Origin of the sequence: Curtobacterium sp. MCBD17_019, from assembly GCF_003234555.1 — a bacterium.
In the GTDB taxonomy this organism is placed as follows: domain Bacteria; phylum Actinomycetota; class Actinomycetes; order Actinomycetales; family Microbacteriaceae; genus Curtobacterium.
Genome location: NZ_QKTT01000003.1, coordinates 226,617 through 252,182, shown reverse-complemented (window position 1 = coordinate 252,182; position 25,566 = coordinate 226,617). Strand labels below are relative to the sequence as shown.

Genomic DNA, 25,566 nt, shown 5'->3' with positions numbered 1-25,566 from the left:
GGTCCGTCACCACCCCCGAACTGGGGTGCCGACGCCGTGCAGTTGTCCACAGACCGACCGACGACGCCGGGACCGCTCCGTAGAATCGAGGGGTTGCGGGCCGGATCGCGGTCGCGCTCGGAGCACGTGGTCGTAAGGAGAGGTCATGGCCCGCCGCCTGCCGTCCACGCCACCCGTGCTCCCCGGCTTCACGTACGTGCACGTCCTGGGATCGGGCGGGTTCGCCGACGTGTTCCTGTACGAGCAGAACATGCCGCGTCGCCAGGTCGCGGTCAAGGTCCTCCTCGACGAGGTCGTCGACGACCGGGTGCGGCAGTCGTTCCAGTCCGAGGCGAACCTCATGGCGCGGCTCAGCACCCACCCGTCGATCCTGACGGTGCTCCAGGCCAGCGTGGCGGCCGACGGTCGGCCGTACCTCGTGATGGAGCTCTGCTCGGCGTCGTTGAGCGAGCGCTACCGTCGGGACCCGGTCCCGGTGTCCGAGGTCCTCGCGATCGGTGTCCGCGTCGGGTCCGCCCTCGAGACCGCGCACCGCGAGGGCGTCCTGCACCGGGACGTCAAGCCCTCCAACATCCTCCGCACCGCGTACGGCAGCCCGGTGTTGTCGGACTTCGGTATCGCCGCTTCCATCGGCGAGGCCGACCCGGACGAACCGATCGGGATGTCGATCCCGTGGTCCGCGCCCGAGGTGCTCATGGACGAGTCCCGCGGTTCGGTGCAGTCCGAGGTCTACTCGCTCGCCGCGACGGTGTACTCGTTGCTCGCCGGCCGGAGCCCCTTCGAGGTACCTGGTGGCGCGAACGGTGCGGACGACCTCATGGGCCGCATCGACAAGGGCACGCCGAAGCCGACCGGGCGGCCCGACGTCCCCCCGTCGCTCGAGCGGCTCCTCGCGGCGGCGATGTCCCGACGCCCGGAACAGCGGCCCGCGACGGCGATCGAGTTCGTCCGCGGACTCCAACAGGTGGAGGCAGAACTCGGTCTACCGCAGACCCCGGCCGAGGTCGAGGTCGAGAACTGGGCGATGGCGTCGGTCGGTGACGCCACGGACCGCACCATGCTCCGCAACGTCGCCGCGCCGGTCGCCGGTGGCCGTCGGCGCCGTGCGCGGCAGTCCCCGCGCGGCGGGCTCACGACCACGGCGTCCCGGAGCGTCGGCACGGTGCACCGCAGCGCGTCGACGGCCCGGGTCGGCCGGCGGTCGCGGTCGACCCTGCTGTGGGCCGCCCTGGCCGCCGTCGTGGTCGCCGTGGTCGCCGTGTCGGCGACGCTGGTGCTGACCCGGACCGGCTCGGGATCGATCCCGACCGTGTCGGACATCCGGGCGACGACCGTCGGCACGACCGTCACGTTCCGCTGGGGTGACCCGGGCACACGCGCCGGTGACACGTACGTCATCAGTTCGAACGGCGGCACGAGTCAGCAGACCGGGCGGAGCTTCGTCGTCTCGGGCAAGCGGGGCGACGAGGAATGCGTCGCCGTCGCGGTCAACCGGGACGGCAAGAACGGCGACCAGAGCGCCCAGAAGTGCGTCACCATCGGGGACGACTAGGTGCTGCGCGTCGTACTGCGACGGCACCGCTCGGTGCTCATCACCACGATCGTCGCGTTCGTGGTGATGGTCGTCGTCGCCACCACCGCGATCGTTTCGAGCGGCTACCACACGCAGCGGGTGGACCTCGGCGACGGGACCGTGTGGGTCCCGAGCGGACAGTACGGAGCGGTCGGCCGCGCGAACACCGGCGTGCTCCAGCTCAACACGGCGGTCGCGGCCGCCTCGGACACCCTCGCGGTGGTGCAGCGAGGCCACCGGGTGTGGAGTGTCGACGAGACGAAGGGCACGCTCACGCGGGTGGACGTCGCCGACGCAACCCTCGGGGATCCGGTCACGTTGCCCTCGGGGTCCCCGCAGGTGTTCCTGGCCGGCGGCACGGGGGTGATCGGCAACGGTGACACCGGGCAGTTGTGGGCGACCCCTGCCGACGCGATCGGTGCGTTCGACACCGCCACGAAGGCCGACCTCACCCTCGGTGCCGACGCCGTGTTCGATGCCGATGACTCGGACGTGGCCGTCTACTCGCCCCGCACCGGCACCGCGTCGCTCGTCGCGGTGGGGACGTCCCTGAGCGTCCGACGGACGTTCGACGTCGCGATGTCCCGGAAGCACGACCTCCAGACCGCGGTGGTCGGCGACCACCTGGCCGTGTTGGACCGCACGAGTTCCGTGCTCGCGATCGACGGCCGGCGCGTCGCCCTCGGCGACCGGGTGAGCGGTCGGGCGACCCTCCAACGGTCCTCGTCGTCCGGAACCGCGGTGACCGTGGCGAGTGCTGCCGGGCTCCTGCGGGTCTCACCCTCGGGCGGGGTGACGGCGGTGCGCCTCGGCGTCTCCGGCACGCCCGCGCGCCCCTACGTCGACGGCTCGTGCACGTTCGGCGCGTGGAGCGGGGGCCAGGCCGTGGACACGTGCGACGGTCGAGCCGTGCAACGACTCGACGCGGTGCCGTCGGGGGCGGCACTCACCGTGCAGCACAACGGCGACACGGTCGTGGCCAACGACCCGGAGTCCGGGCGCACCTGGGCGATCGACCGGAGCGGGCAGCTCATCGACAACTGGGGCGACCTGATCCAGAAGCAGGACGACCGGCAGCAACGACAGGCCTCGTCCGACGACGCGACCGCGGACACCGAGCAGAAGCCGCCTGTCGCCACCGACGACGTCCTCGGTGCGCGGCCGGGCCGGACGACGGTCCTGCCGGTGCTCCTCAACGACTACGACCCCAACGGGGACCCGATCGTCATCGAGGACGTCGGCAGCATCGATCGTACGACGGGGACGGTCGCCCGCATCGACGAGCGGCAACAGCTCCAGATCACCCTCTCGCCGCGAGCGACGGGCACGGTCCGCTTCCGCTACGAGATCAGCGACGGCAACGGCGGCACCGCCTCGGCGACCGTGAGCGTCACCGTGAAGACCCCCGCGCAGAACGGCGCTCCCGTGCAGGTCCGCGACACCCACGCCGTCGTCGTCCGTGCCGGCACGGTCTCGACGAACGTGCTGTCGGACTGGGTCGACCCCGACGGCGACCCCGTCTACCTGGCCTCTGCCTCCGCTCCGGACGGCGACACCGTGACCACGACGCCCGACGGGGTCGTGGACGTGACCGACCACTCCGGTCGCACCGGCGAGCGCACCGTGCAGCTGGTCGTGAGCGACGGGCGCCTGCAGGGACGGGGGACCCTCACGGTCGACGTGGACGCACAGGGCAAGGCGCCCCTGTCCGCGGATTCGTTCGCGGTGCAGGCGTACGCGGGTGAGCCCTTGACGGTGCACCCGCTCGACCACGTGCGCGGCGGCAACGGCACGGTGAACCTGACCAGCGTCCCGGCGGTGGCCAGGACCACGCTGACGCCGAGCTACGACGCGGGCACCTTCGTCGTGTCGAGCGCCGTACCGGGCGACCACCTGCTCGCCTACACCGTGACCGACGGCACCAAGACCGCCACCGGAGTCGTCCGCGTCACCGTCGAGGCGGCGCCGGACGCCTCGACCGCGCCCATCACGACGCCGAAGACGGTCTTCGTGGACACGCTCTCCACGAAGGACACGGACGTCACGGCCACCGACATCGACCCGGCAGGGGGCGTCCTGCTCGTCACGGGACTCAGCGGGGTCGACGGCGGCAGCGGCGTGCAGGCCACCGTGCTCGACCAGCACACCGTCCGGGTGACGCTGATCGCTCCGCTCTCCGGGCCCGTGACCTTCACCTACACCGAGACCAACGGGCTCGCGTCGAGCACCGGCACGGTGACCGTCATCGAGGTCCCCGAACCGGACCACGTCCAACCACCCGTCGCCCAGCCCGACAGCGCGACCGTCCGCGTCGGCGACGTGGCGACGATCGACGTGCTCGCGAACGACACGCAGCCGGACGGAGAGCCGTTGACGCTCGAGCCGGACCTGGTGCAGAACCTGCCGGCCGGTGCCGGTCTGCTGTTCGTGTCGGGAGACACCCTCCGGTACCTCGCCCCCGACACCCCTGGCAACTACACGGCGGTGTACCGCGTGGACGGACCGGACGGCCAACACGCGGACGCCGTCGTCTCGATCGCCGTGCGCGAGCGGGACGCCGCCACGAACGCCGCACCGGTCCCGGACACGATCACTGCGCGGGCGGTGGCGGGGCAGACGGTGCGGGTGACCGTGCCGCTGTCGGGGATCGACCCGGACGGCGACTCCGTCCAGCTCGTCGGAGTCGCGTCGAACCCGGACAAGGGCTCCGTCAGCGACGTCACCGCGTCCACGCTCGACTACGCGGCGGGGGACTACTCCGCAGGGACGGACCAGTTCACCTACACGGTGGTCGACGCCCTGGGCGCTCGTGCGACCGGAACCATCCGCGTCGGCATCGCGCCGCGGGCGGACCAGGCGTCGAACCCGGTCGCCCAGGCGGACCACGTCACCATCCGGCCGGGCGGCAGCGTGACCGTCCGGGTCCTCGAGAACGACTCCGATCCGGACGGCGGTGACCTGCGGGTCACGCGAGCCGAGCCGAACGGTCCCGGTCTCGAGGCCCGTGTGTTGCGGCACCAGGAGGTCAAGGTCACGCCCCCGCCGGCGGCCCGACGCGGCGACTTCGCGGTCCTCTACACCGTCGCGAACGACGACGGCGGTGCGAGCACGGCCTTCCTCACCGTCACCGTCGACCGGGACGCCGCACCGCTCCGGCCGGAGGTCTCGGACTCCACCCTCGACCTCGTCGACATCCTGCATCGCAAGGCGGTCTCCGTCGACGTCCTCGCGAACACGTTCTTCGCCGAGGGCTCGACCGCGGACCTCCGCGTCGGGCTCGTCCGCGGCTACGCGGACGGCGCGCGGGTCACGCGGTCGGGCCGGATCGTGGTCCCGGTGACGGCCCGGTCCCGGATCATCCCGTTCTCCGTCGCGCGTCGCGACCACCCTGACGTCGTCTCGTACGCGTTCGTGCACGTGCCCGGACTCGACGACGCGCTGCCGCAGATCGACCGCACCGCCCCGGCGATCACGGTGCGGAGCGAGTCGACGGTCCAGATCCCGCTGTCGAAGTACGTGGTGACGGCCAACGGCGCCGTCGCGCACGTGACCGACCCGAGCACCGTCAAGGCGACCCATGCGAACGGGGCCGACCTCGTCGTCGACCCGACCACCCTGTCGTTCACCTCCGCCAAGCTCTACTACGGGAACGCCTCGATCTCGTTCGAGGTCACCGACGGTTCCGACGCGAACGGAGGCAAGGGCCGCGTGGCGACGCTCGTCCTGCCGATCAAGGTGACCCCGCGCACCAACCAGCCGCCGTCGTTCACCGGGAGCACGATCGAGCTGCAGCCGGGTGACCGCCGGACGGTGGACCTCACGAGGCTGACGGACTACCCCTACCCGAAGGACCTCGGCGAGCTGCGCTACGACGTCGTGAGCCGCCCCGCCAGCGGCGTCACGGCGACGATCAGCGGGCAGCGGATGACGCTCGCGGTCGACGACGACGCGACCAAGGGCTCGACGGCGTCCGTCGGCGTCGGCGTCGCCGACCGGAGTGCGGCGGGTCGCAGCGGCACGATCGCGGTGGAGGTCGTGGCGTCGACCCGTCCGCTCGTGCAGCCGGCCGCGGACCGCGCCGTCGTCAAGCGTGGACAGACCGCCGACGTCGACGTCCTGGCGAACGACGCCGCGACCAACCCGTTCCCCGGTCGGCCCCTGCGGGTGGTCGCGATCCGCGGACTGTCCGGCGGCGTCCCGGCGGGCGTGTCGATCACCCCGAGCGCCGACCGTGCGCGCCTGACGGTCCGGGTGGCCGCGTCCGCTCGCCCCGTCGACACCCACCTGCAGTACGAGGTCGCGGACGCGACGAACGACCGCGACCGGTACGTCTGGGGCGACGTCACCGTGTCGGTCCAGGACGTCCCGGAGCAGCCCTCCGTGCCCACCAGGACGGGGACGTACCAGGGTGGGTCGTTGTCGCTCACCTGGAACGCACCGGCGGCCAACAACGCCGCCATCTCGGACTACCGCGTGACCAGCCGGACCTCGGGTGGCCGCACCGCGACGCACGACTGCGGTGCGAGCACCGTCTGCACGCTCAACGACCTCGATCCGCAGGAGCGGTACACGTTCACCGTCACCGCGGTGAACGCGGCCGGCAGCTCGAAGCCGTCCGGGGCGAGCGCCGTGATGAGCGACGACTTCATCCCGGCGGCCCCGGCCTCGGTGACGGTCACGCCGGCCAAGGAGACGCCACGTCGGCTCGTCGTGCAGTGGGCGGCCGTCCCACGACCGGGCACGGGGTCCACGGTCTCGAACTACGTCGTCACCCTCGAGGGGCCGTCCGGCACGCAGGCGCAGACGGTCGGCGCGGCGACCACGTCCACCTCGTTCGACGGCCTGCAGCCGGGCGGCCAGTACACCGCCACCGTGTCGGCGCGGAACGCGGCCCTCGTCCTCTCGACCGCGGACTGGAACGAGCGGACGTCCGCCGCCGCGACGGCCGTCGGTCAGCCGGCAACCCCGTCGCTCTCGGCCACGGGCAGCCCCGACGGCCAAGGACGGACCACGGTGCGGCTGTCCTCCGCGGAGGCCGACTGGGCCGGAGGCACGGCCACGCGCCTGACGATCGCCCGGTTCGATCCGGGCGCCGCGATCCCGTCCGGTTGCCCGCCGACGGGAGCCGGTGCGACGTTCGGAGCGACCGACACCGACACGATCAGCGGCGACGGCGACTACCAGTACGTCGCGTACGCCGACAACGGCCGTTTCTGCAGCGCCAGCGCCCCGACGAGCGTCACGAGCTACGCGCCGCCGGCGACGCCGACGGGCAGCGTCGACGTCGAGCAGGTGGACCCGACCTCGCCGAACTGGCAGATCCGGATCAGCGGGGTGTCCTCGGCCAGCAGTCGCGTGGACCACTACGCCTACACCGTGAACGGTGGCTCGGAGGTGCCGCTGACCGGGGACACGTGGTCGACCGGCACCGGGTACGGTGACCAGGCGGCCATCCGATTGGTGGCCTGCGCGACGGCGTCGGACGACTACTGCAGCACGAGCGACCCCGTGTCCGTCCAGCCCTTCACCACGCGTGCGACCATCGCGAGCGCTGTGCAGGGCCAGGCGCCCGTCGTGAACGCTCCGGACAACGACGGTCGGCTCGCGCCCAGCGGCTACGACGTCAGCTACTGCATCGGTGGCGCCTCGGGGTTGTGCACCGACACGGACCCGGTGACGGGCGAAGCGTTCACCACCACGGACCCGGTGCCCGTGGGGTACGACACGATCCGCGTGCAGGCGACGGTGAACGGACAGCAGGACCCGACGGGCGCGTCGGCGCCGATCACCACGCCGGCCGTTCCACAATCGACCGACGGCTGAACGGCGCGTGACCGACGTCACCACGACCGCAGAGGAACGACATCCGCATGAGCATGACCCCCGAGCAGGCGACCTGGTTCGCCGACGTCGCCGGCCGCATCGTCACGAACGTCGAGCAGGTGCTGCTCGGCAAGACCTTCGTGATCCGACTCGCGGTGACGGCGATGCTGAGCGAGGGGCACCTGCTGCTCGAGGACGTCCCGGGCACGGGCAAGACGAGCATGGCCCGAGCGCTCGCGCAGAGCGTGCAGGGTTCGACTGCCCGGATCCAGTTCACGCCCGACCTGCTGCCGGGCGACATCACGGGCATCAGCGTGTACGACCAGCGCACGAGCGAGTTCGAGTTCCACCGCGGTCCGGTGTTCGCCAACGTCGTGCTCGCCGACGAGATCAACCGAGCGAGCCCGAAGACGCAGTCCGCGCTCCTCGAGGCGATGGAGGAGTCCGCCGTGACCGTGGACGGCGTGACGCATCGTCTCGCCGCACCGTTCATGGTCATCGCCACGCAGAACCCGATCGAACAGGCGGGAACGTACCGTCTGCCCGAGGCGCAGCTCGACCGCTTCCTCATGAAGACGTCGATCGGGTACCCGGATCACGCGGCGACCGTGCGGATCCTCGAGACCCCGTCCGCACCCTCCGCGTCGGTGCCGCTCGCGAGCGTCGTGCCCGCCGCCACGATCACCGAGATGGCCGCGCTCGCCCGCACCGTCCACGTCGACCCCGTCATCGCGGACTACGTCGCGCGACTCGTCGACGGCACCCGAGCGTCGAGTGAGGTGCGTCTCGGCGTCAGCGTGCGGGGCGCGATGGGGCTCATGCGAGCAGCCCGCGTCTTCGCCGCGCTCAGCGGACGGCACTACGTGACCCCCGACGACGTCAAGGCGCTGGCCGAGCCGGTCCTGGCACACCGGATCGTGCTCGACGCCGAGGCGGAGTTCGACGGCGTCAGCACGACGAGCGTCGTCGCGCAGCTCGTGGTCGAGACACCGCCGCCCGTCGACCGGGTGGCTCCGTGACCGACCGCGCCACCCGCGACCGGGCCCCGACCGGGACGGCGTCCCGTCGGCCGGGAGGGACCCGGTCGCGTCGCCCGGGCGTCGAACGGACCGCGACGCTCGGCGCGACGAACGCGCGCACCCACCTGGTCGGCGGCTCCCGAGGCGGGGCGGCGGACGCCGTGGCGGGCGCAGCCCGTCTCGCGCGAGCGGTCGGGAGGCTCGGCGCGCGGGTCGGGGGGCAGGTCGCGTCGGTCGTCACCGGACTCGGCTGGACCGTGGCGGTGCTCACGGCGGTCGCGCTCGTCCTCGGGTACCGGTACGGGCTGCGCGAGGTCGTCGCCGTCGGCTGGACCGGTGTCGTGCTCGCGGTCGTGGCGCTCGTCGCGTTGGTCGGGCGGTCGCGCCTGGCCGTCCGGATGCACCTGCCCACCCGCAGGGTCGCGGTGGGGGGCACGGCCACGGTCCGGATCACGGCGGAGAACCCGGGCCGCGTGCCCACGGTCGCCACGAGCGTCGAGGTCCCCGTCGGACCCGGACTCGTCGACGTCGCGTTGCCGGGCATCGCCCCGCAGGACACGGTCGAGCGGGAGGTCCCGGTCCCGACCCTCCGCCGCGGTGTCCTCGACGTCGGGCCCGTCCGCGGCGTCCGCGCCGACCCGGTCGGCCTCGTCCGACGCGAGGTCGTCTGGACGCAGCGGGAGCAGGTGATCGTGCACCCGCGCACGATCGCGATCCCGTCCACCAGCACCGGTCTCGTCCGCGACCTCGAAGGGCAGGTCACGCGCGACCTGTCGCCCGCGGACATCGCGTTCCACGCCATCCGCGAGTACCAGCCGGGCGACGACCCGCGCACGGTGCACTGGAAGTCGACGGCCAAGACCGGCGCGCTCATGGTCCGTCAGTTCGAGGAGACACGCCGATCGCACCTCGTGGTCGCGCTCGGGACGGCCCGGAGCGAGTTCGGCGACGACGACGAGTTCGAGCTCGCCGTGAGCGCTGCGGCGTCCCTCGGCGACCGCGCCATCCGTGACGGTCGCGAGGTCACCGTGGTCGTGTCAGCGCGGACACCGGAGTTCGCGCGGCGTCGGGTGTACGCGGTGCACCCGCTGACGACACGATCGCCGTCGCTGCTGCTCGACGACTTCGCGCGCGTCGCGGCCTCCGATGCTTCCCTGCCCACCAGCGAGGTGGCCCGGATCGTCGGTGACGACAGCGTCGGGACGTCCGTCGCCTTCCTCGTCGTGGGCTCCGCCGTCGGACTCGGTGCGCTGCGGCTCGCCGCGACCCGGTTCCCCGTCGGCGTCGAGGTCGTCGCGGTGATCTGCGAGACCGAGTCGCCGCCGCGTGTCGTCCGGGTGCCCGGACTCACCGTCATCACGATCGGGTACCTCGAAGACCTCCGGCACGCCCTGCGACGATCGGCAGCGGCGTGAGCGCCCAGCCGGTCGCGGCCGCCGCCGACGTCTCCTCGCGTCGGGCGGAGCGCGAGCGCCGGCAGCGGCGTCCCGCGGTCCTGCGCGTCGTCGGCGGCACGCTCGTGGTCGTGCTGCTCGTGGGCCTCGCGAGTGTCGCGTGGTGGCCGCTCTACCGGTCGTCCGCCATGGTGGGGGCCGGCGTCGCGGCGGTGGTCGCCGGGGCGCTGATCGCGCTGGCGGGCTCGTGGTGGCGCCTCCCCGGCCCGGTGCTCCTGGCACTGACGGTGGCGGCGTTCACCCTCGTCGGCGTGCCCGCCGCGGTCCCGACCGAGGCAGCCGGGGTCCTGCCGACTCCGGCCGGTCTCGTGGACCTGTTCTCGTCGGTCGCCCTCGGGTGGAAGCGCCTGCTCACCATCGGGCCGCCGGTGGGCGACTACGAGGCGCTCCTCGTGCCCTACTTCGCGTCCGCGCTCGTCGTCGTCGTCGTCGGCGTGACCACCGCCGTCCGGACACCCCGTCCGGAGATCGCGGCGCTTCCACCGCTCGCGTTCTTCGCGGTCGGCGTCCTCGTCGGCCCCACGCGGCTCGCCTACCCCGTGGTGTCCGGCGTCGTGCTCGTGGGGGCGGCCCTGGCGTGGGCGCTCGTGTCCCGGCGGGTGCGTCGCGCGGTCGCGGTCGCGGGGACCGCCGGGAGCCGGGTCCACGTCGGTCGGTCGATCGTGCGCCCGTCGCTCGTGGGACTCGCGACCATCGTCGCCGCCGGGGTCCTCGCGAGTGGGCTCGGGGTGGTCGCGACCCCGCACGCCGACCGCCGCGTCGCACGGAGCAGCGTCGTCGCGCCGTTCGACCCCCGCGACTACGTCAGCCCGTTGAGCGGGTTCCGCGCGTACGAGGAGGCGGGAACGGCGGACGCCCCGCAGCTCACCGTCACCGGGCTCCCGGCCGACGGTTTCGTCCGGATCGCGACGCTCGACACCTACGACGGCGTTGTGTACTCCGTCGGCGGGCCGTCGGGTGCCTCCGCGTCCGGCACGTTCAGTCGGGTCCCGACGTCCGTCGACACGAGCGGTGTCCGAGGCCGCCGGGTGCACGTCGACGTGCAGGTACGCGGGTACGGCGGGGTCTGGGTGCCCACGGTCGGTGACCTCGAACAGATCCGGTTCACCGGCTCCCACGCCGATGCCGAACGGAACGCGTTCTACTACGACCGGAGCACCGGCACCGCGGCCGTCGTCGGCGGAGTGGGCCGCGGGACCGCCTACTCGCTGACCGCGGTGGTCCCCGCCCGACCGTCCGCAGCGGAGCTCGCCGGCGCGCGCCCCGGTGCTGCCCGGGTCCCGACCCCGACACAGGTCCCCCAGGCCGTGTCGGACACCGTCGCCGCGACGACGAAGGGCGTCACCGGCACGGGTCGCAAGCTCGCGGCCGTGATCGCGGCGCTGCGCACGCACGGGTACGTCAGCCACGGTGTGGGCGACGACCGACCGAGCCGTTCGGGCCACGGTGCCGACCGCATCACCGAGCTCCTCACCGCGCCGCTCATGATCGGGGACGGCGAACAGTACGCCGTCGCCGCGTCCCTCATGGCGCAGGACCTCGGGTTCCCGGCACGGGTGGTCCTCGGGTTCGCGTCGGGCGGTTCCGGGGCAGACCGCGTCGACACCGGTCGGACGACCTTCCGTGGTGCGGACGTCACTGCTCGGATCGAGGTCGACACCGCCCAGTACGGCTGGGTCATGATCGACCCGAACCCGCCCGTCCGGGCGATCCCCGAGGACCAGGACCAGACCCCGCAGCCCGTCACACGACCCGAGACGGTCGTCCCGCCACCGCCCGCGGCACAGGAGGACCAGGACACCCAGACCCCGCCACAGAGCGACCGCGGTACCCCGCCGGAGGCGCCGCTGTGGCTCCGGATCCTGCTGGCGGCGCTGCCCTGGGTCATCGGGGCGCTGGCCGTCGCGGCGCTCGTCGCACTGCCGTTCGCCGTGGTCGTCGCCCGCAAACGCCTGCGTCGACGTCGCCGCCGTCGTGCTCCCACGGGCCGCGCACGGGTCGTCGGCGCCTGGGACGAGTACCGCGACGCCCTGACCGACCGAGGCGTCCCGATCGGACGTGCGGCCACACGGCGGGACGTCGCGGGCATGGCACCGGACCCGGCGGCAGCGGGATTGGCCGCGCTCGCCGACCGGGTCGTGTTCGGCCCCGCCGACGCGGACGGTGCCACGGCGGACCGCATGTGGTCCGCGACCGACACCGCGGTGCGGGCGCTGCAGGACGGCCGGACGCGGTGGCAGCGGTTCCGGGCCGCCACGTCGCTCCGTTCCCTGCGTCGGCCACGGTCGCCGCGCGCGTCCGCTCCGGCTCGGTCGTCCTCGACGCCGGGTTCCGCTGGGTAGCATGGCGGGAGTTCGAACGAGGACAGAGGTCACGAGTGATCAGATGTGAGCACTGCGGATCGCCGCTCCCGGACGGGGCCATCATCTGCGGTGAGTGTGGTCGGTCGGTGTCGGTGGCGACGGCACGTCGCTCCGTCGAACCGGAGCCCGGACGCGCCCCGCAACCACCGCCGCTCCGCCCGCCGGCCCCCTCGGCCGGGCGACCGGACCCCGCGGCCGATGCCTGGCTGCCGGAGACCACGCTCGACCCCGCGACGCGTGCCTGGCTCACCGGCGCGTCCGACCGGCGCGACGAGTCCGGTCGCGGTGGGGACGAGATCCGGCGCCCGCACGACCCGGACGACGACGGCGACCGTCGGTTCGCGCCGCGGAGCGCACCGAGCCATGTGAACGGCTCGGACAGCGGTCTCGCGAGCTGGGCCGGCCGACGCACGGAACCCTCGCTCGACCCGGACCGCATCCGGCCCGTTCCGGTCGACGACCGCCCGGACGACCGAGCCGGTCGGGTCGACGACGGCGCTCCGGTGGACACACCCGGTGCGGCCACCCGGGCGGATCAGCTCGACGAGGACCCCGAGGTGACGCTCGTCGCGCCGCCCACGCCGCAGCGCCGCGTCCCCGATCCGGTCGTTCCCGAACCCGCCGCTCCCACGTGGTGGGTCGGGCGGAACCGGCCCACCGCAGCGGCTGATGCGGGCCACGATGCCGACACCGCAGCCGTTTCCGGCACGGAAGCCGACCCGGTGGACCGAGACGACGACGCGGTGCCGGGAGAGCGCTCGAACGCCGGAGACGCTCCCGCCGCCGTCGACGGCCGCGCGGACGACGCCGGGCGCGGTCATGACGCAGCCGCGAGCGGTCATGACGCAGCCGCGGGTCAGGACGGATCCGAGGGGCACGGCCATGCCGAGGGTCACGACGGACTCGAGGGCCGCGGGGACGCCCGTGGCCAGGACGATCGCACCCGGGACGACGACTCGCGATCCCGGGCAGCCGGCGTCACCACGGACGTCCCGGGACCGGGCGACACCGCGGTCATCATGCCCTTCCCGGAGCGGCGCGTCGCGCCACGCCCCGTGCCGCTCGTGGCGCCGGGAGCGCAGGGAGCGATGTGCCACGTGTGCGGGCACCCCCTCGAGCCGGACGACATCTTCTGCGAGGAGTGCGGCGCCGTCGTGCCGGCGGTGACCGCGGCGTACACGGGCCCCGTGGTGCCGCTCCCGATGGAGCGACCCGACTGGTCGATCGTGGACGACTCGGACCCCGTGTCCGGGAGCGCGGACGAGGCCAGTACCGACGCCGGCTCCGACGCTGTAGACGACCCCGACCCCGACCAGGACACCGACGCGTCCCAGGCCGACGCGCCCCAGGACAACGACGCGTCCCAGGCCAACGCGCCCCAGGACGCCGAGGCGGACCAGGACGCCGAGGCGGACCAGGGCGACCCGGACCAGGACGCCGACGCGGACCACGTGGCTGACGCGCAGCCGCTGCCGCAGGCCGACTCCGGAGACGCAGCACCCCTTGCCGTGCCGGATCCGGCGTCCCGGATGCGTGCCGGACACGCCGCCTCAGCGCCGTCGGACGACCTTCCGCCGATGCCGGGTCGCCTCGACGAGCCGCCCGCGGCCGCACCGCTGCGCCCGACGCTCCCACCCATCCCACCGTCGCCGATCGCCGAGGACACCCTCCGCACGTGGAGTCGACGGCGGCAGGACGATGACGGCGAGGACGTCGAGGCGACACGCATCGTCGCCCGTTCGCCCCAGCGCGCTCCCGTCGTCCTGCACTTCAGCACGGGCGAGCGGGTCGGGCTCGTCGGTTCCGGGCTGCTCGGACGCCTCCCGCGCCCCGAGCCGGGTGAGCGGATCGACGAGGTCATCACGATCGTCGACCCCGGCAAGTCGGTGTCGAAGACGCACCTCGAGTTGGGGCGGGAGGGCGACGACCTGTGGGTGTCCGACCGGTTCTCCGGCAACGGCACGGTGATCCGGCACATCGACGGCAGCATCCGCCGGTGTGAGCCCGGACGCCGCTACCGAGTCGAGCGCGGGGCGCGGGTCGACATCGGCGAGCAGTTCTTCCTGGTGCAGTAGGCGGAAGGCGCCGCGTCGGGCGGACCGGACGGGGCCTTCGGGGGCCGGGATGACGTGCTGGCGTCGTGGTGTCCCTCGACTCGGCCTTCGTCCCGGCGATCCGCGGTCGTTTCCACGAGCGGTCGATCCGCGCTTCCGCCATCGCGCGCTCGAGGGCTCCCGATCGCCGGGGCGCTCCTCGCGGGCGCATCAGCCGACCCTGTACAAGAGCTCGTCCGTCGAGGGGGTCGAGGGGGTCGAGGCCGCGATGGTCGCACACGAGCACGTCGGCGCGGCCTCGCACGCGATCGTCGAGCCCCGGTACCGGGGACCAGGAGCACGCGGCCTGAACCCTCCCGACGCGGCTCGGCGTCCACGTACGGGTCGCGGTGTCGACCCTGCCGACGACCGGATCCGAGAACACGCGAGGTCAGGACCCGCGACGCTCCTCCTCCACAGACGGCGGGGATCCGGAGGTCCCACACCGCGCGCCCCCTCGGTGCCGGGGTCGCGTCCGGTGTGCGTCACGCTCGTGCCATGCAGAACGGTCAGGAGGGCCGTGGCCGCGCCGTCCTGGCCCTCGCCACGGCGGTGGTCGCCCTGGGCAGCGCCGTGTCCGCGCTCTCGGGGACGGCTGATGCCGCCGTCTCCCGCATCGTCGGTGTCATCGCAACCACAGCCGCGCTCGTGGCCGTCCGCTGGGCGTCGCGTCGGCCGGGTGGTGGACCGTCTCCGACGGGGCGGGCGGGTCCGGCCCCGTCGACTCCCGATGGCGCACCCGGCCTCGACATCGACCGTGCCCAGCATGCTCAGGACCTCGGTCGGTTGCCCGTGCTCCTCGGTCACCGGCCGGAGCGAAGCGGGGCAGCGTCCCGGATCGGTGCGATGCGGGACCACGTCGACGGCGTGCCTGACGAGGTCATCGGCTGGTCCGCCGTCGTCGCCGACGTGGCCGGCGGCCTCGCGGTCGTCGGCCGGGGCGTCGCCGCACGCGCCGTGTTCCGTGCGGTCGTGACGGCGCTGGCCGACGGCGCCGGAGGCGAGCACGTCGAGATCCGGAGTGTGGGCGACGAGGTGGTGTCGGGCCTGCCGGCCGCCGGGCGGCCGCCCGCCGGCGCGCTCGGCTGGACGTCGGACGGGACCGCGGTGGCCGTCGTGCACCCCAGGCACGGTCCGCCCGGCGCGCTCGGCTGGGTCGTCCTCGCCCCGACGCGCGCCGACGTGCCGCCCGCCGTCCGGACCCGGCTGCTCGTGGACGCCGGGGGCTGCCGTCTGCTGCCCGGCGGGTCCGTCGAGCCGATCGACCTCGTGGCGGACGGTGCCGATGGCATCGTGCCGGTGTTGCCGCCGGTCCCAGGCCGACCGCCGGTCGAGCTCCGTCCGTCGCCCGCGACCTCAGGCCACGAGGCCGCGCCCGGGCCGCACGCCCCCGACGCGCTGCCCACCACCGAGGACCGACGGGACGGACGCCGCGATGACGGCACGCGCGTCGTCGGGGTCGACCATGCCGGAACGGGCGAGCAGCGTCAGCGCCGCGAGCGTGCCGGCGCGCTGTGATCCGTCGAGCACCTTCACGGCGACCGCACCGGAGCCGGGTACCCCCATGACCATGACGCCCTCGGCACCGAGCTTCGCCAACACCCCGAGACGCTCGATGGTGAGGGTGTTGGCGCGACCCGGCCCGTCGATCGCCCACGGCTCCGCGAGCACGGCCGTCGTCAACGCCCGACCGTCCGCGTCCGTCGGGCCGACGACGGTCGCGATGCCGCGGGCCAGGCCGTGCAGGGTCAACGGGACGACGGGCGCACCGCAGCCGTCCACGCCGACGACGTCGACCGACTCACGGGTCAGGTCCTCCACCGTGTCGACCACCACGCGCTGCAGCGGGTGGTCCACGGCGAGGTAGGTCGACCGGTCCCATCCGTTCAGTACGCAGGAGGCCAGCATCGCCGCGTGCTTGCCGGAGCAGTTCATCGCCAGACGACGGGGTGCGGTCATCCGTCGTGCGGTCGCGCCGTCGAAGGGGAAGTCCGGGGGGCATCCCAACGTGTCCTCGTCGTGACCCCATGCGGCGAGCATCGCCGCAGCGACCTCCTGGTGCGCGGGCGTACCGGCGTGGCTCGCGGTGCTGAGCACGAGCTGCGCTCCCTCGAACCGCGCTCCCGTCCGACGGACCGCGATCGCCTGGAACGGCTTCAGCGTGCTCCGCGTCCAGACGCTCGCGGCTGCGTCGCCCGCCACGTCCACCATCCGCCCGTCCGCGTCGACGACCACGCCGGCGCCGACGTGCCGGCTCTCGTCGAAGCCCGAGCGGGACACGACGGCCAGCTCGACCGACCCGTCCGCGGTGAGGGGGTGGCGGTCGGAGCGGACGTCGGCGGTTCCCGGCATGATGGGGAGTGTAACCGCGGTGTCACACCCCCTCGGCAGGAGGCTCCATGCTCGACCACGACCACACCGTCGAGGTCCGGTGGACCGGCGACCGGGGAACCGGCACGTCCGACCACCGTGCCTACGGCCGCGACCACGTGGTGTCCGCGGCGGGCAAACCGGACCTCCCCGGCTCGGCGGCGCAGCCCTTCCGCGGCGACGCGGACCGCTGGAACCCCGAGGACCTCCTCGTGGCGGCGCTCGCCCAGTGCCACATGCTGAGCTATCTCCACGTCGCCGCGCTCGCCGGGATCACCGTCGTCGAGTACGAGGACCGCGCCACCGGGCACCTCGACGTCCACCCCGACGGCTCCGGCGAGCTCACCGACGCGCTGCTCCGACCCGTGGTCACCATCCTCGAGCCGGACCGCGTGGCCGACGCGACCGCCGCGCACGCCCGGGCCTCGTCCCTGTGCTTCATCGCCCGGTCCGTTTCGTTCCCGGTCCGGCACGAGCCCGTGATCCGCGTGCGCTGACGAGCACACGGGAACGGTGCGGCAGACTGGTCCGGTCGAAGCGGCCGTCGTCCGCCCGAACGCACCTCAACCCCAACCGAAGGTCCTCGTGAAGCGTCTCCGTCTCGTCCCGTTCCTGATCGTCCCGGCGGTCGTCCTCGGCCTCGCCGCGTGTTCCTCGTCCGGGTCGGGTGGTGGTGCCTCCAGCTCGGCCAGCGCGAGCTCGTCGTCGGCGGCCTGCCCGTCGCCCGGCTCCGCGTCGCGCAGCATCCGGGTCTCGGGGGACTTCGGCGGGACGACCGCGCCGAAGGTCACCTTCGCCAAGGGTCTGTCGGCGAGCCCCACGCAGGCGTCGCGCGTCGTCAAGGGTGGCGGCAAGGCGCTCGCCGACGGCGACTTCATCAAGGTCTCGTACTCCGTGTACCAGGCGAAGACGGCGAAGAAGCTCGGCTCCGTCGGGTTCGATCAGGGTGACCCGCAGGTGCTCTCGGTCGGTGGCACCGGGTTCGGTCAGGTCCTCGGCTGCGCGAACGTGGGGTCGCGCCTGGCCATGGTCGGTTCGAGCAAGGCGCTCGGGTTCGGCACCACCGGCCAGATCGTCGTGGTGGCGGACGTCATCGGCACGACCGCCAAGAAGTCGACGGGGCACCCGCAGACGCAGGACCCCTCCCTCCCCACCGTCAAGGACGCCTCGAGCGGCGAGCCGACCATCACGATCCCGAAGACGGCTGCGCCCGCCAAGACGACGACCGAGGTGATCAAGCTCGGCTCGGGTGACACGGTCGCCAAGGGTGACACCGTGCTCGTGCAGTACAAGGGCGAGGTCTACGCGACCGGCAAGGTCTTCGACTCCACCTGGAAGCGCGGACAGCCGGCGAGCTTCACCGTGCAGGACGGCCAGCTCATCGCGGGGTTCGTGACCGGCCTCGTCGGCCAGAAGGTCGGCTCCCAGGTGATGATCGCCATCCCGGCCGCGGACGCGTACGGTGCGAACCCGCCCGAGGGATCGAACATCCCGAAGAACGCGCCCCTCGTGTTCGTCGTCGACATCCTCGCCAAGGGCTGAGCGTGACGAGCGCCGGATCGAGCGCGCACCCGGACGGCAAGCGTCGGATCGTCGTCCTCGGGAGCACGGGGTCGATCGGCACCCAGGCCCTCGACGTGGTCGCACGCAACCCGGATCGGTTCGAGGTCGTCGGCCTCGTGGCCGGCACCAACCGCGCACTGGCGTCCGAGCAGGCCGAGCGGTTCGGCGTCACCGAGGTCGCGTTCGGCGCGGCCGACGCCCAACGGCTGGTTCGTGCCGTCGAGGCGGACGTCGTGCTCAACGGCATCACCGGGTCGGTCGGGCTCGGCCCGACGCTCGCGGTCCTCGAGACGGGTGCCCTGCTCGCGCTCGCGAACAAGGAGAGCCTCATCGTCGGGGGTCCGCTCGTGCAGGCGGCGGCGGCACCCGGTCAGATCGTGCCGGTCGACAGCGAGCACTCCGCGATCGCGCAGGCACTCCGCGCGGGGTCCGCCACCGAGGTCCGCCGGCTCGTGCTGACCGCTTCGGGAGGCCCGTTCCGCGGACGCTCACGGGCGGAGCTCGCCGACGTGACCCCGGCCGCGGCACTCGCGCACCCGACGTGGGACATGGGTCTCGTCGTCACGACGAACTCGGCGACGCTCGTCAACAAGGGCCTCGAGGTGATCGAGGCGCACCTGCTGTTCGGGGTCCCGTACGACCGCATCGACGTGACGGTCCACGCGCAGTCGATCGTGCACTCGATGGTCGAGTTCGTCGACGGCTCGACGATCGCGCAGGCCTCCCCGCCCGACATGCGGTTGCCGATCGCGCTCGGTCTGGGGTGGCCCGACCGTGTCGCGGGCGTCGGCGTGCCACTCGACTGGACACGGTCGTCCGCCTGGACCTTCGAGCCGCTCGACCAGGACGCCTTCGGCGCCGTCCGGCTGGCGAAGCAGGTGGGGGAGCGCGGCGGGACCTATCCGGCGGTGTTCAACGCCGCGAACGAACAGGCGGTCGCGGCGTTCCACGCGGGCACGATCGGGTTCCTCGACATCGTCGACACCGTGGAGCGGGTCGTCGACGCGCACGACGCGGGGGAGTCCTCGCTCGAAGGCGTGCTCGCGGCGGAGCGGTGGGCGCGCGCCGAGGCGGATCGTCTGCTGCGTCGCTGACGCGCACCGCGCCTCCCGGCAGGACGCCCGTCTCCCGACCCGTCGTCGATGCCCGACACGGCACGGTGACTCCGCGATGAGCAGTCGCCGCTCAGCGGTCCCTCGGCTGCTGCTTGGCGAGGGTCCCGTACGCTACCCCGGTGACCCCCGGATCCGTGCTCCTGTTCGTCCTCGGCGTCGTCGTGTTCGTCGTCGGCCTGCTGGTCTCGATCGGCCTCCACGAGCTCGGACACCTGTTCTTCGCCAAGCTCTTCGGCGTGAAGGTGACGCAGTACATGCTCGGGTTCGGGCGGACGCTGTGGTCGTTCCGCCGCGGCGACACGGAGTACGGGGTCAAGCCGATCCTCCTGGGCGGCTACATCTCGATGGTCGGGATGCTCGCCCCGCGGGCGTCCGGCAGACCCGCACCGATCACGAACACCGGGTTCTACAGCGCGATGGTGCAGGACGCCCGAGACGCCAGCGCGGAGCAGATCGCCGAACAGGGGGACGAGCGAGCGTTCTACCGACTGACACCGTGGAAGCGGATCATCGTCATGATCGCGGGCCCGGCCATGAACCTCGTGATCGGCATCGTGCTGTTCGCGGTCCTGCTGTGCGGCTTCGGCGCGCCGACGACGAGCATCGCGGGCACGACCGCGTGCGTGCTGCCGACGTCGCAGTCGACCCGGTGCACGAGTGACGATCCGGTGTCCCCGGCGAAGCGGGCAGGACTGCGTGCCGGCGACGCGGTGCTCGCGGTCGACGGCCGGTCGGATGTCTCGACGACCGAGCTGACGACGATCCTGCAGCGGTCGGCCGGCTCGCCCGTGCGACTCACGGTCCTCCGCGACGGGCAGCGGCGCACGATCACCGTGACGCCCCGGCTGGCGACGCGCGACGTCTACCGCGCCGACGGCACGGTGGCGAAGGAGCAGGACGGCAGCACGAAGACGGAACGCGTCGGCGTCGTCGGCGTCTCGATCGGACAGACGCTGGTCCGGCAGTCGCCGGCGGCGGTCCTGCCCGCGGTCTGGGCACAGACCGAGGCGTCGGCGTCGCTCATCCTCGACCTGCCGCAGCGACTCGTCGCAGTGTGGAACGCCGCGTTCGGATCGCAACAGCGCGCGCAGGACAGCCCGGTGAGCGTCGTCGGCGTCGGCCGCGCCATCGGGACCGTGGCGTCGGCGAGCGGCGTCCCAGTCGTCGACAAGATCTACACGATCCTGTCGCTGCTCGGCGCGCTCAACATCGGTCTCTTCGTGCTCAACCTCGTGCCGCTGCTGCCGCTCGACGGCGGGCACGTCGCGGGCGCACTGTGGGAGGCCGTCAAGCGTCGAACGGCCAAGCTCCTCGGCCGCGGGGACCCGGGCCCGATCGACCTGGCCAAGACGATGCCGCTCACGTTCGCCGTCGTCGTCCTGCTCGGGGGCATGAGCCTGCTCCTCATCTACGCGGACATCGTGCGTCCGGTCCGAGTGTTCGGCTGAGGTCGACCGGGAGGCCCCGCCGTCGGCCCCGCCCGTCGCCCCGGCCCGGGAGGCACGCCGACAGCGGACTGTCGGCCGCCGGTCACCGGGCTGTCACCGGGAACGCGTAGGCTGCCGACCGTGCCAGCAGTCAATCTCGGTATGCCCAAGGCCCCCGTCACCCTCGCTCCGCGCCGCAAGTCGCGCCAGATCAAGGTGGGCAAGGTCCTCGTCGGCGGCGACGCGCCCGTGAGTGTGCAGTCGATGACCACGACGCCGACCACGAACATCAACGCCACCCTGCAGCAGATCGCGGAACTCACCGCGTCCGGCTGCGACATCGTGCGCGTGGCGGTCCCGAGCCAGGATGACGCCGACGCGCTCCCGATCATCGCGAAGAAGTCCCAGATCCCGGTGATCGCGGACATCCACTTCCAGCCGAAGTACGTGTTCCAGGCGATCGACGCGGGCTGCGCGGCCGTCCGGGTCAACCCGGGCAACATCCGCAAGTTCGACGACCAGGTCGGTGCGATCGCCAAGGCAGCCAAGGACGCCGGCGTCTCGCTGCGCATCGGTGTGAACGCCGGGTCGCTCGAGCCCAGCATCCTGCAGAAGTACGGCAAGGCCACGCCGGAGGCCCTCGTCGAGTCGGCGGTGTGGGAGGCCTCGCTGTTCGAGGAGCACGACTTCCACGACTTCAAGATCTCCGTCAAGCACAACGACCCGGTCGTCATGGTCCAGGCATACCGACTGCTCGCGCAGCGGGGGGACTGGCCGCTCCACCTCGGCGTCACCGAGGCCGGACCGGAGTTCCAGGGCACGATCAAGAGCGCGACCGCCTTCGGCATCCTCCTCGGTGAAGGCATCGGCGACACCATCCGCGTGTCGCTGTCCGCACCGCCCGCGCAAGAGGTCAAGGTCGGCCTGCAGATCCTGCAGTCGCTCAACCTGCGCGAGCGCAAGCTCGAGATCGTCTCGTGCCCGAGCTGCGGCCGGGCACAGGTCGACGTCTACACGCTGGCGAACGACGTCACCGAGGGCCTGCAGGGCATGACGGTCCCGCTCCGCGTCGCGGTCATGGGCTGCGTCGTCAACGGACCGGGTGAGGCGCGCGAGGCCGATCTCGGCGTGGCGTCGGGCAACGGGAAGGGCCAGATCTTCGTCAAGGGCGAGGTCATCAAGACCGTGCCCGAGGCCGAGATCGTCGAGACCCTGATCGCCGAGGCGAACCGCCTCGCGGCCGAGATGCCCGCCGGAGAGGTCGGCAGCCCCGAGGTCGTCACCGCGTAGATGCGTCGGACCGGACGGCGCGCGGGTGGTCCTGCTGCGGGCCGTCCGGGCGTCCTGCGCGGCCGGTAGGCTTTCCGCGTGGTCACACGGCTCTCGCACCTCTTCCTCCGCACGCTCCGCGACGATCCCTCGGACGCCGAGGTGAGGAGCCACAAGCTGCTCGTCCGCGCGGGCTACATCCGTCGGCAGGCGCCCGGCATCTTCGCCTGGCTGCCGCTCGGGCTGCGGGTCAAGGGCCGGATCGAGGCCATCGTGCGCCAGGAGATGACCGCCGCAGGCGCACAAGAGGTCCACTTCCCGGCACTGCTCCCGCGCGAGCCGTACGAGGCGACGAACCGCTGGACCGAGTACGGGGACGGGATCTTCCGCCTCCAGGATCGCAAGGGTGCGGACTACCTGCTGGCGCCCACGCACGAGGAGATGTTCGCGCTCATCGTCAAGGACCTGTACTCGTCGTACAAGGACCTGCCGGTCACGCTGTTCCAGATCCAGGACAAGTACCGCGACGAGGCCCGGCCTCGTGCCGGTCTGCTCCGCGGGCGCGAGTTCACGATGAAGGACGCCTACTCGTTCGACATCGACGACGCCGGGCTCGACGCCAGCTACCAGGTCATGCGCGACGCCTACGAGCGGATCTTCACGCGCCTCGGCCTGGAGTACGTGATCGTGCAGGCCGACGCCGGCGCGATGGGTGGGAGCCGGAGCGAGGAGTTCCTGCACCCGATCGCCGTCGGCGAGGACACGTTCGTGCGGAGTGCCGGCGGGTACGCGGCGAACATCGAGGCGTACACGACCCCGGTGCCCGAGGCGTCGCCCACGACCGGACTCCCGGCACCCGTCCTCCTGCCCGTGGCCGAGACGCCGACGATCGCGAGCCTCGTGGAGCACGCGAACGCGGTGGCGCCGCGCGACGGAAGCGGCTGGAGCGCATCGGACACGCTGAAGAACGTGGTGCTCGCGCTCACCCACCTCGACGGCACGCGCGAGATCGTCGTCGTCGGGCTCCCCGGCGACCGCGAGGTCGAGTTGAAGCGTGCGGAGGTCGCCTTCGCCCCGGCCGAGGTCGAGCCCGCAACGGACGCGGACTTCGCGAAGCACCGGTCGCTCGTCAAGGGGTACATCGGTCCGACGGCCGCGTCGTTCATCGAGGAGGCCGCTGCCGGGCACGGGACCGAGGGCTCGGTGCGGCAGTTCCTCGGCGCGGACAGCGAGACCGGACTCCGGTACTTCCTCGATCCGCGGGTCGTCGACGGCACCACGTGGATCACGGGCGCGAACACCGCCGGGCGTCACGTCTCGGGGCTCGTCGCCGGGCGCGACTTCGTGGCCGACGGCGTCGTCGAGGTCGCGGACGTGCGACCGGGGGACCCCGCTCCCGACGGCTCGGGTCCGCTCGAGACGGCGCGCGGCATGGAGATCGGGCACGTGTTCCAGCTCGGGCGCAAGTACGCCGAGGCGCTCGGTCTCAAGGTGCAGGACGAGCGGGGCAAGCTCGCCACGGTGACGATGGGCTCCTACGGGATCGGCATCACGCGCATCATGGCGATCCTCGCCGAGGCCCACAATGACGACCGTGGGCTCGTCTGGCCGAAGGACGTCGCGCCCTTCGACGTCCACGTCGTGGCCACCGGCAAGGACCAGGTGGCCTACGACGTCGCGTCGGGCATCATCGCCGAGCTCGAGCGCGCCGGGATGGACGTCCTGTACGACGACCGGCCGAAGGTGTCGCCGGGTGTCAAGTTCGGTGACGCCGAGCTCATCGGTGTCCCGGTGGTCGTCGTCGCGGGCCGGAACGCGGGCGACGGCGTGGTGGAGCTGTGGGACCGTGCGGCGGGGGAGCGTCGCGAGGTCCCGGTCGCCGAGGTGCTCGCCGCCGTGCGCGCGATCTGATCGCGCCGTCCACTCGATCCGGTCCGGATCGACGGGCCTGCGTCGTGCCTCCCGGTCGTCGGACAGGAAGTGCGGCGCCGGCGGTCGGTCGACGTGCGCTATCCTGGACGCCGCCTTCCGCGCGGTGTCCGAGCGCGGGGTTCCCATCATCTGAATACTGGAGGCCCTCGATGCAGATCGATCTCGCGGTGCTGCGGCTCATGGAACGGGAGCGGGAGATCCCGTTCGACGAACTCGTCACCATCATCGAGCAGGCCATCCTCACCGCGTACCAGAAGCACGCAGCCGAGAACGGTGAGCCGGCCGACCCGCAGGCGCGGGTGGAGCTCGACCGCAAGTCGGGCCAGGTGCGTGTCTACGTCCCCGAGCGTGACGACGACGGCACCGTCGTCGGTGAGTCCGTCGACGAGACGAACGACTTCGGTCGCATCGCGGCGTTCGCGGCCAAGCAGGTCATCAACCAGCGGCTCCGGGACATCGGCGACGACAAGGTCCTCGGCGAGTTCCGTGGCAAAGAGGGTGACATCGTCGCCGGCGTCGTGCAGCAGGGGCCGAACCCACGCATGGTGCACGTCGACCTCGGCACGATCGAGGCCATCCTCCCGCCCGAGGAGCAGGTCCCTGGCGAGACCTACCCGCACGGTCAGCGGCTCCGCGTGTACGTGACGAGTGTCGGCAAGGGACACAAGGGCCCCCAGATCACCGTGTCCCGGACGCATCCGGGTCTCGTCCGCAAGCTCTTCGCGCTCGAGGTCCCCGAGATCGCGTCGGGCGTGGTCGAGATCGTGTCCATGGCGCGCGAGGCAGGTCACCGCACGAAGATCGCGGTCAAGGCGAACGAGCCCGGCGTCAACGCCAAGGGTGCCTGCATCGGGGAGCTCGGCCAGCGCGTCCGTGCGGTCACGAACGAGCTCGGGGCCGAGAAGATCGACATCGTCGATTACTCGCCGGACCTCGCGACCTTCGTGGGCAACGCCCTCTCCCCGGCGAAGGTCACGAGTTCGTTCGTGATCGACAAGTCCACCAAGGCGGTCCGCGCCCTCGTCCCGGATTACCAGCTCTCGCTCGCCATCGGGAAAGAGGGGCAGAACGCCCGCCTCGCGGCGAAGCTGACCGGTGCCCGGATCGACATCCAGCCGGACTCCATCCTCGAGGGCGACTGAGCGCCGGATGCGGAGCGCGCGCGGTCGTTCGCTGACCGCACCGCCTCGTTGGCGTGCCGGGATCGCGTCCGTCCGAGGCAGGGAGTAGAGTGGAACCCGTCAGAACGTGCATCGGCAGTCGTCGCCGTGCACCCCGATCCTCCCTCCTCCGAGTCGTCGCCCGTGGCGACCGCGTCGTGGTGGATCCGAAGGCAGTCATGCCAGGCCGGGGCGCGTGGATCACCCCGACGGTCGATGCGTACGAGCTGGCCGTCTCGCGTCGGGCCTTCCGACGCGCGCTGCGGCTGGATCGTGAACCGGACACGTCGGCGGTCCGCGAGTACCTGGAACGACTCCGGTCGGGCCAGGACCCGGCACGGGACCTCGACACGACAGAACAGGCTGAACGGCTTATGGACAACTGATGAGCGGCTCGAAATGAGA

General features: G+C 72.5%; 15 protein-coding genes. 14 read left to right on the top strand and 1 reads right to left on the bottom strand.

Annotated features, from left to right (window positions below):
• Positions 1-145: 145 nt before the first annotated feature.
• From DEI82_RS04670 to DEI82_RS16445, 6 genes are all read left to right on the top strand, one after another.
• Positions 146-1,552 (top strand): serine/threonine-protein kinase, encoded by a 1,407-nt coding sequence (locus DEI82_RS04670; RefSeq protein ID WP_111013231.1) that lies wholly within the window; start codon positions 146-148, stop codon positions 1,550-1,552.
• Positions 1,553-7,396, top strand: coding sequence for an Ig-like domain-containing protein (locus DEI82_RS04665; RefSeq protein WP_111035918.1), 5,844 nt, complete (start codon positions 1,553-1,555; stop codon positions 7,394-7,396). It abuts the gene before it with no gap.
• Positions 7,397-7,443: 47 nt separating this feature from the next.
• Entirely contained in the window at positions 7,444-8,415 is a 972-nt protein-coding gene (locus DEI82_RS04660) for a MoxR family ATPase (RefSeq protein WP_111013233.1), read from the top strand.
• Complete coding sequence (locus tag DEI82_RS04655; RefSeq protein ID WP_111013234.1) at positions 8,412-9,830, top strand: DUF58 domain-containing protein; 1,419 nt, start codon at positions 8,412-8,414, stop codon at positions 9,828-9,830. Before DEI82_RS04660 ends, DEI82_RS04655 begins: the two co-directional genes overlap by 4 nt.
• Positions 9,827-12,211: a transglutaminase domain-containing protein gene (locus tag DEI82_RS04650; RefSeq protein WP_111013235.1), complete on the top strand. Its 2,385-nt coding sequence runs from the start codon at positions 9,827-9,829 to the stop codon at positions 12,209-12,211. Before DEI82_RS04655 ends, DEI82_RS04650 begins: the two co-directional genes overlap by 4 nt.
• A 107-nt stretch (positions 12,212-12,318) precedes the next feature.
• Positions 12,319-14,307 carry an FHA domain-containing protein gene (locus tag DEI82_RS16445; protein ID WP_220037482.1) on the top strand — a complete coding sequence of 663 codons (1,989 nt, stop codon included), beginning with the start codon at positions 12,319-12,321 and terminating at the stop codon, positions 14,305-14,307.
• A gap of 1,374 nt (positions 14,308-15,681) precedes the next feature.
• Here the strand turns inward: DEI82_RS16445 and DEI82_RS04640 are convergent.
• A complete protein-coding gene (locus tag DEI82_RS04640; RefSeq protein WP_111035917.1) occupies positions 15,682-16,677 on the bottom strand; it encodes an asparaginase in 996 nt (331 codons plus the stop codon).
• A gap of 47 nt (positions 16,678-16,724) precedes the next feature.
• On the opposite strand from DEI82_RS04640, the gene DEI82_RS04635 reads away from it, so the two are divergent.
• The 8 genes from DEI82_RS04635 (at position 16,725) to DEI82_RS04600 (ending at position 25,547) form a co-directional block, all read left to right on the top strand.
• Positions 16,725-17,192 (top strand): OsmC family protein, encoded by a 468-nt coding sequence (locus tag DEI82_RS04635; RefSeq protein WP_111009180.1) that lies wholly within the window; start codon positions 16,725-16,727, stop codon positions 17,190-17,192.
• An 88-nt stretch (positions 17,193-17,280) separates the two neighbouring features.
• Positions 17,281-18,237: an FKBP-type peptidyl-prolyl cis-trans isomerase gene (locus DEI82_RS04630; RefSeq protein WP_146242826.1), complete on the top strand. Its 957-nt coding sequence runs from the start codon at positions 17,281-17,283 to the stop codon at positions 18,235-18,237.
• A gap of 2 nt (positions 18,238-18,239) precedes the next feature.
• Positions 18,240-19,352 carry a 1-deoxy-D-xylulose-5-phosphate reductoisomerase gene (locus DEI82_RS04625; RefSeq protein ID WP_111035916.1) on the top strand — a complete coding sequence of 371 codons (1,113 nt, stop codon included), beginning with the start codon at positions 18,240-18,242 and terminating at the stop codon, positions 19,350-19,352.
• Positions 19,353-19,492: 140 nt separating this feature from the next.
• Entirely contained in the window at positions 19,493-20,821 is a 1,329-nt protein-coding gene (locus tag DEI82_RS04620) for an RIP metalloprotease (protein ID WP_258371956.1), read from the top strand.
• A 120-nt stretch (positions 20,822-20,941) separates the two neighbouring features.
• Entirely contained in the window at positions 20,942-22,090 is a 1,149-nt protein-coding gene (gene ispG, locus DEI82_RS04615; RefSeq protein WP_181434785.1) for a flavodoxin-dependent (E)-4-hydroxy-3-methylbut-2-enyl-diphosphate synthase, read from the top strand.
• A gap of 78 nt (positions 22,091-22,168) precedes the next feature.
• Complete coding sequence (locus tag DEI82_RS04610) at positions 22,169-23,980, top strand: proline--tRNA ligase (RefSeq protein WP_111009175.1); 1,812 nt, start codon at positions 22,169-22,171, stop codon at positions 23,978-23,980.
• A 170-nt stretch (positions 23,981-24,150) separates the two neighbouring features.
• A complete protein-coding gene (gene nusA / locus DEI82_RS04605; RefSeq protein ID WP_111013240.1) occupies positions 24,151-25,143 on the top strand; it encodes a transcription termination factor NusA in 993 nt (330 codons plus the stop codon).
• A 53-nt stretch (positions 25,144-25,196) separates the two neighbouring features.
• On the top strand, positions 25,197-25,547 hold the full coding sequence (locus tag DEI82_RS04600) for a YlxR family protein (protein ID WP_309146638.1): 351 nt from the start codon (positions 25,197-25,199) through the stop codon (positions 25,545-25,547).
• Positions 25,548-25,566 lie beyond the last annotated feature (19 nt).